Genomic DNA, 407 nt, shown 5'->3' with positions numbered 1-407 from the left:
GATAACTACTTGATTCAAGATTCGATCATTAACTTGGATGACTACGTAACACGCAAAATCGCTCGTGCTATTGCTAAAGCGATTGACCAAGGAATTGTAAAAGGGCAGGGGGCAGCCAACAAGCAACCAACAGGTATCATTCCTTCGTTACCTGCGTCGAATCAAGTTACGGTCGAAGCCAATGGAGACTTGGTCAAAAACTTGGCTAAACAAATCGCTCTGATTGACACGGGTGAAGATGCTGTTGGGGAAATCGTTGCTGTTATGCATCGGAAAACATACTATAACCGTTTGGTAGAATTCAGCATCCAAGTGGACGCACAAGGGAATGTCGTTGGCAAACTCCCGAATTTGCGTCAACCGGATTTCTTGGGGCTGCGCGTCGTGTTTAACAACTTCTTGGACGA

At 45.7% G+C, this 407-nt stretch carries 1 protein-coding gene; it reads left to right on the top strand.

Features of this window, described 5'->3' with window-relative positions; translation table 11 throughout:
* Nucleotides 1-407: phage major capsid protein (locus DSM465_RS0118005; protein ID WP_029761990.1), on the top strand; the 407-nt coding region annotated here is incomplete at both ends.

Origin of the sequence: Geobacillus thermodenitrificans subsp. thermodenitrificans DSM 465, assembly GCF_000496575.1 — a bacterium.
Classification (GTDB): Bacteria; Bacillota; Bacilli; order Bacillales; family Anoxybacillaceae; genus Geobacillus; species Geobacillus thermodenitrificans.
This window is presented reverse-complemented; position numbering and strand designations above follow the sequence as displayed.